This window comes from Salinispora fenicalii (assembly GCF_000514815.1).
In the GTDB taxonomy this organism is placed as follows: Bacteria; Actinomycetota; Actinomycetes; order Mycobacteriales; family Micromonosporaceae; genus Micromonospora; species Micromonospora fenicalii.
Genome location: NZ_AZWQ01000009.1, coordinates 1 through 15,147 on the forward strand (window position 1 = coordinate 1; position 15,147 = coordinate 15,147).

The 15,147-nt window shown below is 70.5% G+C and carries 11 protein-coding genes and 1 tRNA gene; 10 read left to right on the top strand and 2 right to left on the bottom strand.

The window, feature by feature from the left end; genetic code table 11:
* Positions 1 to 305: 305 nt before the first annotated feature.
* Positions 306 to 2,120, bottom strand: coding sequence for a beta-N-acetylhexosaminidase (locus B116_RS0101620; protein WP_027659016.1), 1,815 nt, complete (start codon positions 2,118 to 2,120; stop codon positions 306 to 308).
* 305 nt (positions 2,121 to 2,425) lie between these two features.
* Between B116_RS0101620 and ppdK the strand changes: the two genes are divergently transcribed.
* The 9 genes from ppdK (at position 2,426) to B116_RS0101665 (ending at position 14,405) form a co-directional block, all read left to right on the top strand.
* Entirely contained in the window at positions 2,426 to 5,158 is a 2,733-nt protein-coding gene (ppdK, locus tag B116_RS0101625) for a pyruvate, phosphate dikinase (RefSeq protein WP_027659017.1), read from the top strand.
* Between the two features lie 71 nt (positions 5,159 to 5,229).
* Positions 5,230 to 6,525, top strand: coding sequence for a deoxyguanosinetriphosphate triphosphohydrolase (locus B116_RS0101630; protein ID WP_018724396.1), 1,296 nt, complete (start codon positions 5,230 to 5,232; stop codon positions 6,523 to 6,525).
* A gap of 9 nt (positions 6,526 to 6,534) precedes the next feature.
* Positions 6,535 to 7,368, top strand: a complete 834-nt coding sequence (locus B116_RS0101635) for a siderophore-interacting protein (protein WP_027659018.1) — start codon at positions 6,535 to 6,537, stop codon at positions 7,366 to 7,368.
* 105 nt (positions 7,369 to 7,473) lie between these two features.
* Entirely contained in the window at positions 7,474 to 9,099 is a 1,626-nt protein-coding gene (locus B116_RS0101640; protein WP_018724394.1) for a BCCT family transporter, read from the top strand.
* Between the two features lie 108 nt (positions 9,100 to 9,207).
* The gene (gene dnaG, locus B116_RS0101645; RefSeq protein ID WP_027659019.1) at positions 9,208 to 11,106 is read left to right on the top strand and encodes a DNA primase; all 1,899 of its coding nucleotides are present in this window, start codon (positions 9,208 to 9,210) and stop codon (positions 11,104 to 11,106) included.
* A 49-nt stretch (positions 11,107 to 11,155) separates the two neighbouring features.
* On the top strand, positions 11,156 to 11,692 hold the full coding sequence (locus tag B116_RS0101650) for a hypothetical protein (RefSeq protein WP_018724392.1): 537 nt from the start codon (positions 11,156 to 11,158) through the stop codon (positions 11,690 to 11,692).
* Positions 11,693 to 11,798: 106 nt separating this feature from the next.
* Complete coding sequence (locus B116_RS0101655) at positions 11,799 to 12,731, top strand: ABC transporter ATP-binding protein (RefSeq protein WP_018724391.1); 933 nt, start codon at positions 11,799 to 11,801, stop codon at positions 12,729 to 12,731.
* 50 nt (positions 12,732 to 12,781) lie between these two features.
* The gene (locus tag B116_RS0101660; RefSeq protein ID WP_027659020.1) at positions 12,782 to 13,582 is read left to right on the top strand and encodes an ABC transporter permease; all 801 of its coding nucleotides are present in this window, start codon (positions 12,782 to 12,784) and stop codon (positions 13,580 to 13,582) included.
* Between the two features lie 13 nt (positions 13,583 to 13,595).
* Positions 13,596 to 14,405 carry an ABC transporter permease gene (locus tag B116_RS0101665; protein ID WP_027659021.1) on the top strand — a complete coding sequence of 270 codons (810 nt, stop codon included), beginning with the start codon at positions 13,596 to 13,598 and terminating at the stop codon, positions 14,403 to 14,405.
* On the opposite strand, the gene B116_RS0101670 is transcribed toward B116_RS0101665, so the two are convergent.
* A complete protein-coding gene (locus B116_RS0101670) occupies positions 14,365 to 14,685 on the bottom strand; it encodes a hypothetical protein (RefSeq protein WP_027659022.1) in 321 nt (106 codons plus the stop codon). The genes B116_RS0101665 and B116_RS0101670 overlap by 41 nt on opposite strands.
* Positions 14,686 to 14,913: 228 nt before the next feature.
* Here B116_RS0101670 and B116_RS0101675 point away from each other — a divergent pair.
* A tRNA-Asn gene (locus B116_RS0101675) sits at positions 14,914 to 14,986 on the top strand.
* Positions 14,987 to 15,147: the final 161 nt, after the last annotated feature.

Below are 15,147 nucleotides of genomic sequence, written 5' to 3' on the forward strand. Positions count from 1 at the left end.
GGGGGTGCTACTCGGGCGGCCCGGGGGATGTAACCACTGCCGGGCCCGGTGCATTCCGGGTCGGGCGAGCACCGGTGGTTCGGTGGTTCGGCGGGGGCGCTCGCGGCTGCCCTGCATGGTTACGCCAGGTATAACCATGGGCCCCCGTCGCCGATTCCCCACCGACTGAGACCCAGACCACCCGGGCAGCCCGCCCAGGGTGGGCGAACGGGTGGCATCTCCCAGCTCAGGCGTCGGGGCGAAAACGGATATCTGACTCAGCCGAGTGGTTACGTGACACCGTGGCCCGGGACCCGCCCGCTCCGTTATCCCTGCCCGGGGCGGGGGCGCGGCGCGGGTGGCGGGGCCTGCGCCGTCGGCGGGTCGGCGGGTGTCGCTGGCCAGGGGAGCTCGGGGGAGCGGTGGAAGGCGATGCCGGCCGCCGTCCAGCGGGGTCCCTGCCCGGCCAACCGGGCGCGAAACGCCGACCAGTCGTGGGTGGCCCGCGGTGACCAGCCCAGCTCCGCGATGGCGGGCAACCGGGGCAGGAGCATGAACTCTATCTCCGCCAGCGAGGTGACCGACTCGGTCCAGAGCGGGGCCTCCACGCCCAACACGGCCTCCGCCGGCACCCCCGTCACCTGGGTGGCCGGATCCCAGTCGTACGCCCGCCGTACGTCGATCAGGCCCGCCCAGTCATGTCCGATCGGGGTGTCGGAGGCGTACTTCATGTCCAGATACGCGTGGTTACCAGGGGAGAGGATCAGGCGGGCGCCGCGGCGGACCGCGCCCGCGGTCGTCGGGTCAACTCCGTCGGTGCCCCACCACTGGAGCACCCGCCCCTCGATGTGGGCTGCCGGCGCCAGCTGGTGCCAGCCCACCACCGTCTTGCCAAGCTCGGCCACGATGCGTTGCGCTCGCTCGACGAATCCGGTGTACGCCGCTCCCTTCACTTTGAAGGCCTCATCCCCGCCGATGTGCAGGTACGGCCCGGGGGTGCGCGCGGCGACTTCCCCGAGCACGTCGGCGACGAATTCGTACGTCTGCGCGTTGGCTGGGTCCAGGTAGCTAAAGCCGACCTCGGTGCCGGTGTAGGGCACCGGTGTGGTGCCGTCCGGGGCCAGCTCCGGGTAGGCGGTCAGCGCGGCGTTGGTGTGCCCCGGCAGGTCGATCTCCGGAACGACGGTGAGGTGCCGTTCGGCCGCGTACGCGACGATCCGCTGATAGTCGGCCGGGGTGTACCACCCGCCGGGGCCGCCACCGACCGCCGTGCTTCCGCCGACCGTGGTCAGTCGTGGCCGGGACTCGACCGCGATCCGCCACCCTTGGTCATCGGTGAGGTGCAGGTGCAGGTGGTTGAGCTTGTAGCGGGCGAGGTGGTCGATCACCCGCAGTACGTCGTCAACCCCGAAGAAGTGGCGGGCCACGTCGAGCATGGCGCCCCGGTATGGGAAGCGCGGCCGGTCAATGATCGACCCACCGGGCAGCGTCCAGGTGGCGCGAACTGGTGTGCTGCTCTCGATCGCGGCCGGGAGAAGCTGGCGCAGGGTTTGGGTGCCGTGGTGGAGCCCGGCGGTGGTGGCGGCACTGATCCGGACGCCGGTCGGCGTCACGTCGAGTCGGTAGCCCTCGGGGCCGAGGTCGGGCTGCTCGGCGAGGACGAGCACGATGCCGTGGGCCAGCTCGGGGTGCGGGGCTTCGGCGATCGGGAGCCGATATCCAGTGGCCGGGCGGAGCAGGCCGGCGAGGCGTTCGGCGACGGCCCGTGCGGCGGGGTCAGGGCTGACCCGTACCACGGTGTCGGCCGTCAGCGTGAAGTCAGCGCGGGGCTCCGGTCGTACCTGTTCGGGCGCGGGCACCACGTCGCCCAGCCGGACCGGAGTGGGGGTGAGTCGGGTGCCGGCTTCGTGGGCCGCCAGCCGGGCCAGCTCGCCCGCTGCCGGCTGGGCCGGGGCCAGCTCGCCCGGTGTCGGCTGGACCGGCGTCGGCTCGCCCGCTGCCGGCTGGGCCGGGGCCAAGGTGGATGTCGTCGGGGTGTTCGCGTCGCCGTCGGTGGCCGGCACGGTGCCCGTCGCGCCCGAGGTCGCGGGTGCGGGCCGGTGCTCCGGCTGCTGCGGCGAGGTGGCGGGGGTGGGGTGCACGGAGCTGCCTTTCGGGGGTGTATTCGCGGCGGTTATGGCAAGGCTTCACCGAGAGCGTTGCATCAAGGGTACGGCGGCAGGACGGATGCGTGATCGTGCGCGTGGAAGCGTTTCCAAAGACGGGTGCGAACACGGAAAGTGGGGACAGCTGTGCCGATTGTCACCGAACGGTCCCTGAAGGTTCGATGTTCGCCTAACCTTCGCCCCACGATCGGCAGCGTGGCCACGGACCGTCGGCGACCGGGCCGGCCCGGTGGCAGCTGAACTTCGTCAAGTGACACATTCGGCGTGCGTGGGAGGCTCTGGTGGCAGCGCAGAAGACAGTCGATCACAAGTACGTCTATGACTTCGCCGAGGGGAACAAGGACCAGAAGGATCTCCTCGGTGGCAAGGGCGCGAACCTGGCCGAGATGACCAACCTCGGCCTGCCGGTGCCGCCCGGCTTCACGATCACCACCGCGGCGTGTCAGGCGTACCTCGCCACCGGTAGCGAGCCGGCCGGCCTCGCCGATCAGGTCGGCTCCCACCTCGACGCCCTGGAACAGGCGATGGGGCGAACCCTCGGTGACCCGGAGGACCCGCTGCTGGTCTCGGTGCGTTCGGGCGCCAAGTTCTCGATGCCGGGCATGATGGAGACCGTCCTCAACGTCGGCCTCAACGACCGGAGCGTCGTGGGGCTGGCCCGTCAGGCCGGCGGCTCGACGGGCCCCGACTCCGCCAGCGACAGCGACCGGTTCGCGTGGGACTCCTACCGCCGCCTGATCCAGATGTTCGGCAAGACCGTCTGCGATGTGCCGGGGGAGGACTTCGAGCACGCCCTTGACGACGCCAAGCGGGCCAAGGGCAGCGACCTGGACCTGGACCTGACCGCCGACGACCTCCGTGCACTGGTCGACACCTACAAGAAGATCTTCCGCCGGCACACCGGCCGGGACTTCCCGCAGGAGCCACGGGAGCAGCTGGACCTTGCGATCCGGGCGGTCTTCGAGTCGTGGAACGCCGAGCGGGCGGTGATCTACCGCCGCCAGGAGCGACTGCCCGCCGAGGCGGGCACCGCGGTGAACGTGGTCGCCATGGTCTTCGGCAACCTCGGTACGGATTCGGGGACCGGTGTTGCCTTCACCCGTGACCCGGCCAGCGGGGCTCAGGGCATCTACGGCGACTACCTGGCCAACGCACAGGGCGAGGATGTCGTTTCCGGGATCCGCAACACCGTGCCGCTGCAGGAGCTGGAGCGGATCGACAAGAAGTCCTACGACGAACTGCTCGACTACATGGCCCGGCTCGAGCGGCACTACAAGGATCTCTGCGACATCGAGTTCACCATCGAGCGGGGCAAGCTGTGGATGCTTCAGACCCGGGTCGGCAAGCGCACCGCAGCCGCGGCGTTCAACATCGCCGGGCAGCTCGTTGACGAGGGCCTCATCGACCTGGACGAGGCGCTGCACCGGGTCAACGGTGCCCAGCTCGCCCAGCTGATGTTCCCGCGTTTCGACCTGGACCACGAGTTCCAGCCGGTCGCCACCGGTATCGGCGCCTCTCCGGGCGCAGCCGTCGGCAAGGTGGTCTTCACCTCTGCCCGCGCGGTGGAGCTGGCCGGCCAGGGCGAGGCGGTGATCCTGGTCCGCCGGGAGACCAACCCGGACGACCTCAACGGCATGATCGCCGCACAGGGCATCCTCACCTCGCGGGGCGGTAAGACCAGCCACGCCGCCGTGGTGGCCCGAGGCATGGGCAAGACCTGTGTCTCCGGTGCCGACCAACTCGACGTGGACATCCCGGCGAAGCGGTTCACCGTGGCCGGACAGACCGTCAACGAGGGCGACGTGGTGTCGATCGACGGCACCACCGGCAAGGTCTACCTGGGCGAGGTGCCGGTGATGCCGTCCGAAGTGGTGCGGTACTTCGAGGGCACCCTCGACCCGGAGCAGGCCGACGTACTGGTGCGGGCCGTACATCGGATCATGACGCACGCCGACGACCGGCGGCGGTTGGCCGTGCGGACGAACGCGGACACCAAGGCGGACGCGGCGCGGGCCCGGCGCTTCGGCGCCCAGGGGATCGGCCTGTGCCGCACCGAGCACATGTTCCTTGGCGACCGGCGGGAACTGGTCGAGCGGCTGATCCTCGCCTCCACCGACGCCGACCGGGAGCAGGCGCTGGCCGCGTTGCTGCCGTTGCAACGGGCGGACTTCATCGAGATCTTCCGTGAGATGGACGGGCTGCCGGTCACGGTGCGGTTGATCGACCCGCCGCTGCACGAGTTCCTGCCCCCGCTGGAGCAGCTGGCGGTCAACGTGGCGGTGGCCCAGGAGCGGGGCGAGGCCGCGGCCCGGGAGGAGGCGCTGCTGGCCGCCGTCCGGCGGATGCACGAGGAGAATCCGATGCTGGGCCTGCGTGGGGTCCGGCTCGGCCTGGTCGTTCCTGGCCTGTTCGCCATGCAGGTCCGTGCGATTACGGAGGCCGCCGTCGCGGTCACCAAGTCTGGTGGGTCCGCCTTCCCGGAGATCATGGTCCCGCTGGTCGGTGCGGTGCAGGAGTTGGAGACGGTACGCGCCGAAGCCGAGAAGATCATCGCCGAGGTGGTCGGCGGCAGCGGTGTCGAGGTGTTGATCGGCACGATGATCGAGGTGCCACGGGCGGCGTTGACCGCCGGCGAGATCGCCGAGGCGGCGCAGTTCTTCTCGTTCGGCACCAATGACCTGACCCAGATGGCGTGGGGCTTCTCCCGCGACGACGTGGAGGGCGCCTTCTTCTGGCGCTATCTCGAGCTGGGCATCTTCGGCATCTCGCCATTCGAGTCGATCGACCGGGACGGGGTGGGCCGGCTGGTGCGGATCGCCGCCGAGGAGGGGCGGGCCGCCCGGTCGGGGCTGAAGCTCGGCGTCTGCGGCGAGCACGGCGGTGACCCCGACTCGGTGCACTTCTTCCACGATGTTGGGCTGGACTACGTCTCGTGCTCGCCGTTCCGGGTGCCGGTCGCCCGGCTGGAGGCGGGGCGGGCCGCCGTGGAGACCGCTGGTTCAGACAGCCGCTGACCTGACGGGCGGTGGCGCGGCCGTACCGTTGGCCATCACCGCCCACCGGCCGCCCGGCGTAACCTGACGGCATGAACCCGGTCGACCCGGACCAGCGGCGGTGGGTGGACGAGCCCGCGAAGGACACCGGGCAGGGTCGGTCGGCGTTCGAGCGAGACCGTGCCCGAGTACTGCACTCGGCGGCCTTCCGGCGGCTCGCCGCCAAGACCCAGGTGCACACGGCCGGCACCGACGACTTCCTTCGCACCCGGTTGACGCACTCGTTGGAGGTCGCCCAGATCGCCCGCGAGATGGGCAGTCGGCTCGGCTGCGACCCCGACGTGGTGGACGCCGCCGGACTCGCCCACGATCTCGGGCACCCGCCGTTCGGGCACAGCGGCGAGGAGACGCTGGACGCCCTCGCCACGACCTGCGGCGGCTTCGAGGGCAACGCGCAGACCCTGCGGGTGCTCACCCGCCTGGAGGCGAAGGTGATCGGCCCGGATGGCGCCTGCGCCGGGCTGAACCTCACCCGGGCCACCCTCGACGCGGTCAGCAAGTATCCGTGGCCGCGCCGGCCGGGCGAGCGCAAGTTCGGGGTGTACGCCGACGACCGCCCGGTCTTCGAGTGGCTGCGCGCCGACGTGCCGGACGGGCGGCGGTGCCTGGAGGCGCAGGTGATGGACTGGGCCGACGACGTCGCGTACTCGGTGCACGACGTCGAGGACGGCATCCATGGTGGGTACGTGACCCTACGTCCGCTGCTGGCCGACCCCGACGAGCGGGCGGCGCTCGGTGCCGATGTCGCGGCGACCTACTCCAGCGAGTCCCCGGCCGACCTTGCTGAGGTGCTGGTTGACCTGCTCGCCGACCCGCTGCTCGCGGCGCTGGCCGGCTACGACGGGAGTCACCGGGCGCAGGCCGCGCTGAAGGCGACCACCAGCGTGCTGACCGGTCGTTTCGCCGCCGCCGCCGTGGCCGCCACCCGGCGTCGGTTCGGGCCCGGCCCGCACCGGCGGTACGCCGCCGACCTGGTCGTGCCGCGTGAGGTCCGGGCCCGGTGCGCGCTACTCAAGGGCATCGCCCTGCGGTACGTGCTGCGTCGCCCTGGCTCCGCCGCCCGGCACGAGCGGCAGCGGCAGCTCCTCGCCGGCCTGGTAGCGGGCCTGACCGATCGGGCCCCCGACGCGTTGGACGCGGTGTTCGCCCCGCTGTGGCGGGCTGCCGGAGATGATGCGGCCCGACTGCGGGTGGTGGTCGATCAGGTGGCGTCGTTGACCGATCCGGCGGCGGTGCAGTGGCATGCCCGGCTCTTCGGTGGCCTGACCGGCGAGCCCGGCACTTCGGTGGCCCGACCGGCGCCGTCCGGGTCGACTGACTTAGGTTAACCTAACCGCATGACGGATCGTCCGAAGAAGGTCACGTCCACCCGCGTCGTCCGGATCGGACGGCCCACCCCGCACGTTGTTCGGCTGGTTCTCGGCGGCGACGAGCTGGCCGGACTGCCGGTCGGTGAGTTCACCGACCACTACATCAAATTTCTCTTTCCGGTGCCCGGGGCGGTCTACCCGGAGCCGATCGACCTGGCCGCAATCCGTCGGGACCTACCGGCCGCGCAGTGGCCGCGGCTGCGCGCCTACACCGTACGGGCCTTCGACGCCCACGCCGGTGAGCTGACTGTGGACGTGGTGTACCACGGCGACGAGGGGCTGGCCGGGCCGTGGGCGGCGGCGTTGCGCCCCGGTGACCCGGTGCACTTCGTCGGCCCGGGTGGGGGTTACGCCCCGAGCCCCGAGGCCGACTGGCACCTGCTGGTCGGCGACGAGAGCGCCCTGCCGGCCATCGCCGTCGCCCTGGAACGGCTGCCCGCCGGCGCGCCGGCCACCGTCCTGGTCGAGACCAGCGGACCGGCCGAGGAACAGCCGCTGCCCAGCCCGGGGCAGGTACGGCTGACCTGGCTGCACCGGGGGGAGCGACCGGTCGGCGCGGCGCTGGTCGCGGCGGTCCGGGAGCTGGACTTCCCACCCGGGGTGCACGCCTTCGTGCACGGTGAGGCGACCTTTGTCCGGGAGCTGCGCCGGCTGCTGCGGGTGGAGCGGGAGGTTCCGCGCGAGCGGCTCTCCGTCTCCGGCTACTGGCGTCGCGGTGTGGACGACGAGGGCTGGCGGGCCAGCAAAGCGGAGTGGAACCGTCAGGTCGAGGCCGAGGAGTCCGTCGCTACCCCGACCTGACGCCGACCGTTCCGATTTCGCCCCGGTGCTACCCCCGCCACCCGCAGGATGGCAGGGGGGCATTGGTGGAGGGCGGGCAGCGGCTCGTCGTCGGAGGGGGCGGACATGGACGAGTGGGCGGAGCAGCGGGCCGCGAGCAGGAGCGTGGACCGACTGCTGCTGGGCCTGGCTGTCGGCGGTGTGCTGGCCGTCGTGGCCTGGGGGGTCTGGTCGCCCGAGTCGGTCTCCAGCGTCGGGGAGTCCGGCCTGAGCTGGGTCATCACCACGTTCGGCTGGTTGTTCGTCGTCGCGGCGAATGCCTTCCTGGCGTTGACCATCGTGCTGGCCCTCTCCCGGTTCGGCACCATTCGGCTGGGGGCCGAGACCGAGCGGCCGGAGTTCACCACCCTGGCCTGGGTCGCCATGATGTTCAGCGCCGGGATGGGGATCGGCCTGGTCTTCTTCGCCGTGGCCGAGCCGATCCAGCACTACGCCTCGCCGCCACCGGCCACCGGGGCCGAGCCGGAGACTGGCGCCGCCGCCTCGGTCGCCATGCAGTTCACCCTCTTCCATTGGACGCTGCACCCCTGGGCGATCTACGCGGTGGTGGCGCTCGCCCTGGCCTACTCGACCTTCCGTAAGGGGCGGGAGAACCGGATCTCGGCGGTGTTCCGCCCGGTGCTCGGGTCCCGAGCCGACGGCACGGTCGGGCGGGTGATCGACCTGCTGTCGATCTTCGCCACGGTCTTCGGCTCGGCGACCAGTCTCGGCCTTGGCGCGCTCCAGGTCGCCGCGGGCCTGGACCGGGTCGCCGGGATCCCCAGCAGCAGGGCGGTGGAGCTGGTGGTGATCGGGGCGTTGACCCTGGCCTTCGTCATCTCGGCCTTCTCCGGGCTGTACCGGGGCATCAAGTGGCTGTCCACCACCAACGTGGTGCTGGCGGTGTTGTTGATGCTCTTCGTCTTCGTGGTCGGCCCGACCGTCTACGTCCTTGATGTGCTGCCCGCCTCGATCGGCGACTATTTCAGCAACCTGATCTTCATGTCGACCCGGACCGGGGCCTTTTCCGAGTCGTCCTGGTTGGGCTCCTGGACAATCTTCTACTGGGCCTGGTGGATCTCCTGGGCGCCGTTCGTCGGCACCTTCATCGCCCGCATATCCCGTGGCCGTACAGTGCGCCAGTTCCTGATCGGCGTGCTGTTGGTGCCCAGCGGGGCCAGCGTGGTCTGGTTCGCGGTGCTGGGCGGCAGCGCGCTGCGGGTGCAGGCCACCGGCGGCGCGGACCTGGTCGCCGAGACCGCCGCCGGCAGCGAGAATGCGCTCTTCGGCCTGCTCGAGGCACTGCCGCTGGGCGTGCTGACCAGCGTGCTGGCCATGGTGCTGGTGACGCTCTACTTCGTCACCAGCGCCGACTCCGCCTCCCTCGTGCTGGCGTCGCTGTCCTCCCGGGGTGCGCTGCACCCGCGCCGGGTGATCGTCGTCACCTGGGGTGTGCTCATCGGTGGAACCGCCGCGGTGCTGCTGCTGGCCGGCGGGCTGAGCGCGCTCCAACAGGCGACGATCATGGTTGCGCTGCCGTTCGTGGTGGTGATGCTCGGCCTCGCCGTGTCGCTGGTCAAGGAGATGCTCCAGGACCCGGCGGTGCGGGCGCGCCCGCCCCACCAGCACGGGCTGGCCGAGGCCCTGCACCGTGCCCGTTCGACCAGGGAAGAGGAGCACCACGCCCGCTCGACCAAAAAAGAGGAGGAGTAGTCCCCGACCACTCTGGTCTCACGCCGCGAGTTCCGCCGAGGGGGATTCGGGCGGCGGTCGCCGTGCCCGCGTCCCCCGGCCATCGGGACGCCGGTCGGACAGGGCAGGATGTACGGCGAGGAGGTGGCGGAGATGACGGGGCGGATCCGGGACGAGGACATCGCGTTGGTCCGCGAGCGCACCTCGATCGCGGAGATCATTTCCGAGACGGTCACCCTGCGGTCCGCGGGTGGCGGCAACCTCAAGGGGCTCTGTCCGTTCCACGACGAGAAGAGCCCGTCATTCAACGTGTCACCGGCCCGAAACGTCTGGTATTGCTTCGGCTGTGGGGCCGGTGGGGACGCCATCAAGTTCCTGATGGATGCCGAACACCTCAGTTTCGTCGAGTCCGTCGAGCGGTTGGCCGGCCGGGCCGGCCTTCAGCTTCGCTACGTGGCCAACGACCAGACCACCCCCCGGGCCCGGCCGCAGCAGGGGCAGAAGCAGCGGTTGATCGCCGCGCACGTCGCCGCGGTCGAGTTTTACCAAGGGCAGCTGACTACCCCCGGAGCCCGGCCGGCCCGCGAGTTCCTCGCCCAACGCGGCTTCGACAAGGCCGCCGCCGAGCGGTATGCCTGCGGCTTCGCACCCGACGGGTGGGACCTGTTGACCCGCCACCTGCGCCAGCAGGGTTTCAGCCACGACGAGTTGGTTATCGCCGGGCTGTCCCGGCCGGCCCGGTCGGGCAGCCTCATCGACCGGTTCCGCCGCCGGCTGCTCTGGCCCATCCGGGACTTGGCCGGTGATGTCGTCGGCTTCGGCGCCCGCAAGCTCTTTGACGACGACGACAGCCCGAAATATCTGAACACTCCTGAGACGCCGATCTACAAGAAGTCCCACGTCCTCTACGGCATCGACCAGGCCAAGCGGGAGATCGCCAAGCAGGGCAAGGTGGTCGTGGTCGAGGGCTACACCGACGTGATGGCCTGCCACCTGGCCGGGGTGCCGACCGCCGTGGCGACCTGCGGCACCGCATTCGGCGGCGACCACATCGGGGTGCTGCGCCGGCTGCTGTTGGACACCGAAGCCGTCGCCGGGGAGATTATCTTCACCTTCGACGGGGACGCGGCCGGGCAGAAGGCGGCGCTACGCGCCTTCGATGACGATCAGCGCTTCGTCGGGCGTACCTTCATCGCGGTCAGTCCGGACGGCATGGACCCCTGTGAGCTGCGGCTGGCCAAGGGGGAGCTGGCCGTTCGGGACTTGGTCGCGCGCCGTGAACCGTTGGTCGACTTCGCGCTGCGGCACGTGATCGGCCGGCACGACCTCGACACCGTTGATGGCCGGGTGGAGGCGATGCGGCGGGCGGCCCCGCTGGTCGCCAAGATCAAAGACCGGGAAAAGCGCCCGGAGTACGTCCGTAAGCTCGCCGGGGACCTCGGCATGGAGATCGAGCCGGTGCAGCGGGCCGTGCTGGCTGCCGCCCACGCTCCCGACAGGGCCAACACCGCGCCCCGCGGGGCCCCAGCACAGCCGCAACCGCAGTCACCGGCGGACAGCCCACAGGCGGCGGTCGAGCGGGAGGCGCTGAAGCTGGCCCTGCAGGCGCCGGTGCTCGCCGGGCCGATGTTCGACGCCGTGGAGGCCACGGAGTATCGCCATCCGGTGCACGTCGCGGTCCGGGCGGCGGTGGCGGCGGCCGGGGGAGCGGCGGCGGCTACCGGCGGTGCGGTCTGGATCGAGTCGGTCCGCCACGCCTGTGCAGACCTCGCCGCCCAGGCGCTCGTCGGCGAGCTGGCTGTCGAGCCGTTGCGAATCGATGGGGAACTCGATCCGCGCTACGTGTCGGTGACGATGGCCCGCCTCCAGTGGGGGGCAGTGACCGGCCGGATCCGGGAGCTCAAGTCGAGAATTCAGCGGATAAATCCGGTCAGCAACAAGGACGAGTACTTCGCCGCCTTCGGCGAATTGTTGTCCCTCGAGCAACATGCCCGGGCGTTGCGTGAGCAGGCCGCGGGTGGGCTGTGATGCCGACCGCCGGCAGGTGCGGGTACCGGTAGCCGTGGGAGGGTGCTAGATGGGGTTGTTCCGCCGCCGGCCGAAATTGTCGCCGGCAGACCGTCCACCGCTCGACGCCGGGGAACGGGTGCTCGCCTGGGCTGCCGCCGGTGGCTGCGCTGAGGGCAGCGTACTGGTCGCCACCAACCTCGGGCTCTGGCTACCCCGGCGGGTGGAACGGCTGGGCTGGCACGACATCCTCCGGGCGGTCTGGTCTGGGCAGGAACTGGTGGTCACCGCCGCCGAACCCGTCGTCGAGCGCGACGACTACCTGGTGGTGGCCGACCGCCCCACCGAGACCTACCCGCTGCCGGACCCGGGGGAACTGCCGCACCAGGTGCGGGAACGGGTGACCCGCTCGGTGGCGTACACCGAGGCGCACCCGGTGCCCGGTGGCGCGGGCCGGGTGGTCGCCCGGCGCGTCCCGGGGGTTGATGGGCTGACCTGGACCGTGCGGTACGAGCCGGGCACTCCCGTCGACGATCCGGCGGTCCGTGCGGAGACCGAGCGTCTGGTCGCCGCAGCCCGCGCCGCGACCACCGCACCGGAGGTGTGACAAACACGGCCAGGGGGCGGTGGAGGCGGCCCCGCCGCGGATCTGGACCGGCCGGCTGGGCGAAAACCTGGTGGGGAGTGTCGGACCGGGTGGCTAGGGTCAGGGGGTGACCACGGCTCAACCACTCATCCAGGCGCGGGGGCTGGTGAAGCGGTTCGGCGGCTTCACAGCGGTCGACGCCATCGACGTTGCGGTCCGGGCTGGGGAGGCGTTCGGCTTCCTCGGGCCCAACGGCGCCGGCAAATCGTCCACCATGCGCATGATCGGTTGTGTCTCGCCGCCCAGCGGCGGGGAGCTGCGCATCCTCGGCATGGACCCGGTGCGAGACGGGCCGGAGATCCGGGCCCGCCTCGGTGTCTGCCCCCAGCTCGACACGCTCGACCCGGAGTTGACCGTCCGGGAAAATCTGATCACCTACGCTCGCTACTTCGGCATCGCCCGCCGGGTGGCTCGGCTGCGTGCCGCCGAGTTGCTCGACTTCGTGCAGCTCAGCGAGCGGGCCGACAGCAAGGTGGAGCCGCTGTCCGGCGGCATGAAGCGACGGCTCACCATCGCCCGCGCGCTCGTCAACGAGCCCGAGATCGTGCTCCTGGACGAGCCGACCACCGGTCTCGACCCGCAGGCCCGGCACCTGGTCTGGGAGCGGCTGTTCCAGCTCAAGCAGCAGGGCGTCACGCTGGTGCTTACCACGCACTACATGGACGAGGCCGAGCAGCTCTGTGACCGGCTGGTGGTGATGGACGGGGGGCGGATCGTCGCCGAAGGCTCCCCCCGCGTGCTGATCGAGCAGCACTCCACCCGCGAGGTGGTCGAGCTGCGCTTCGCGGGCGAGTCGCAGGAGCCGTTCGCCAGCAAACTCGAGCAGCTCGGCGAACGGGTCGAGGTGCTGCCCGACCGGATCCTGCTCTACGTGCCCGACGGTGATGCGGCGGTGGCCGAGGTGACCGCGCTCGGCCTGCACCCGATCAACGTGCTGGTGCGGCGCAGCGGCCTGGAGGATGTCTTTCTGCACCTCACCGGCCGCACTTTGATCGACTGAGGCCGCGAGGAGCCGGGCCGGAGGGTCGGATGGATGGGGAGCGAAGTGGCATGACACAACTCGCGGCCAAGCGGGCCCGGCCCGGCCCGGCCCGGGTGCCGGCGTTAGCGGTGCTGCAATACCACCTGGTCGGTTACCGGCGCACCTGGCGGGGTGGGGCGCTCTCGTCGTTCCTGCTCCCCACACTGACCGTGCTTGGCTTCGGTGTGGGCGTCGGGGCCCTTATCGACCAGGGGGTCGAGGGCGTCTCCTACCTGGAGTGGATCGTCGGGGGATTGCTCGCGTCAACCGCGTTACAGGTGGCGATCGCCGAGTCCACCTGGCCGGTCTACAGCAGCCTCCAGTGGACAAAGATCTACTTCGCCCAGTTCGCGGCACCGCTGCGGGTAGCGGACATCATGGCCGGTCAGCTGGCGTTCGTGCTGTTCCGGGTGCTGACCTCGGCCGCGGCGTATCTGCTGGTGACCGGGGTGCTGGGGGCCCTGCGCTCACCGTGGGCGGTGCTGGCGCTACCGGTGGCGGCGCTGCTCGGCCTGGCTGTTGCCGCACCCACCTTCGCGTACGCGGCAACAGCCTCCAGCGACAGCTGGCTCGCCTTACTATTCCGGTTCGCGGTGATCCCGATGACGCTCTTCGCCGGGGTCTTCTTCCCGGTCGAGTCGCTGCCGGTGGGGCTGCGCTGGCTGGCGTACGCGACGCCGCTCTGGCACGCGGTTGACCTGAGCCGGGCAGCCACCCTCGGCACTGCGCCGGTCTGGTCGGTCACCGGCCACCTGCTCTACCTCGCCGCCTGGGCGGTCGGCGGGTGGCTGCTCGCCCATCGTGCCCTGCGCCGCAGGCTCGTCGTCTAGGAAAGGGGGCGTCATGGTCACTCTGGTGTTGCCCCGGCTGATGGATGTCTCGGCGGCGTCGCGACGGTCGGTCTCGGTGGCCGAACGGAACGTCTCGGCCCTGAAGTCGATCTACTGGCTGTTGTTGGTCTCCGGCTTCATCGAGCCGCTGCTCTACCTCTTCTCCATCGGGGTCGGGGTGGGGGCGCTGGTCGGTGACCTGACGCTGCCCGGCGGAACCGTCGTCAGCTACGCGGCGTTCGTCGCGCCCGCGATGCTCGCCGCATCGGCGATGACCGGATCGTTCGCGGAGACCACCTTCAACTTCTTCGGCAAGATGAAGTACATGAAGCTGTACGACGGGGTGATCGCCACTCCCGTGCAGCCGTTCGAGATCGCCCTCGGCGAGCTGGCCTGGGCGATGCTCCGGGGCAGCGCCTACTCCGGCGCGTTCCTCGTGGTGATGGTGGTGATGGACCTGACTACCGCCGCCCGGGCGGTGGTCGCCTTCCCGGCGGCGGTGCTGGTCGGTTTCACGTTCGGGGCGATTGGCATGACGATCGCCACTTTCATGCGGAGCTGGCAGGACTTCGACGTGTTGGCATCGGCACAGTTCGTGCTCTTCCTCTTCTCCGGCACGTTCGTACCGGCACAGGCCTACCCGACGCTGCTGCGCTGGCTGGTCGAGGTAACTCCGCTCTACCGCGCGGTGCACCTGATCCGGGGGATCACCGTCGGCGGCGGTGGCTGGACGTGGCTGCTCGACATCGGATACCTGCTGGTGGTCCTGGCCGTCGGCCTCTTTATCGCATCCCGCCGGATGAGTCGGTTGCTCTACCGGTAACCGGTGCGCCGGCGAAGGGGTCGTCCGCGGCGGCCGGGCCCCATCGCTGGCCGTTGCCGCCGAAGGTCTCGCCCAGCTTGGACTGACCGAGCTTGTCTCGGCTCTCGCTGTAGAACCGGTTCGCTTGTGCCTGCGCCACTCCCGCCGCCTCCTGGACGGTCGGGTGGTCGACGATCTTTCGACCCCAGACCACCAGTTCCTCGTACGCTTCCCGGCCGGCGCGGGCGCCCAGGACGAATCCCAGCGCCATCCCGCCCAGGAACATGATCTTTCCGCGCATGGCGGCTCCTTCCGTACCTGACGTGTTAACTCCCCATCCTGCTCCCCGTGCTGGTCTCCGGGTGCCCTGACGCCGATTTATCCTGAACATCCTGAATATTGGGGTGGGAATTCCTGCGGCAGCACCCGCAACGGCCCGGTAACCCCCTCGACTGAGACCGCCGGTAGTCCTGTACTCTTGTCCCGTCGCCCGGCGAACCGGAGCTCCGGAAGTCGGGTGACGGCACGATCCCCCGTAGCTCAATTGGCAGAGCAGCCGGCTGTTAACCGGCAGGTTTTTGGTTCGAGTCCAAACGGGGGAGCTCCCTCCCCATCAAGCCCACCGACCTGAGTCGGTGGGCTTCCTTCGTTTCGAGGCCCGGACCATCAGGCCGGCGCATCACCCCACGGTGGTCCCTGCCGGTGGTTCCGGTACCGAAACGGGAGCCGGAGGGCAGGATAGGAGACGTTGACCAAGATCCCT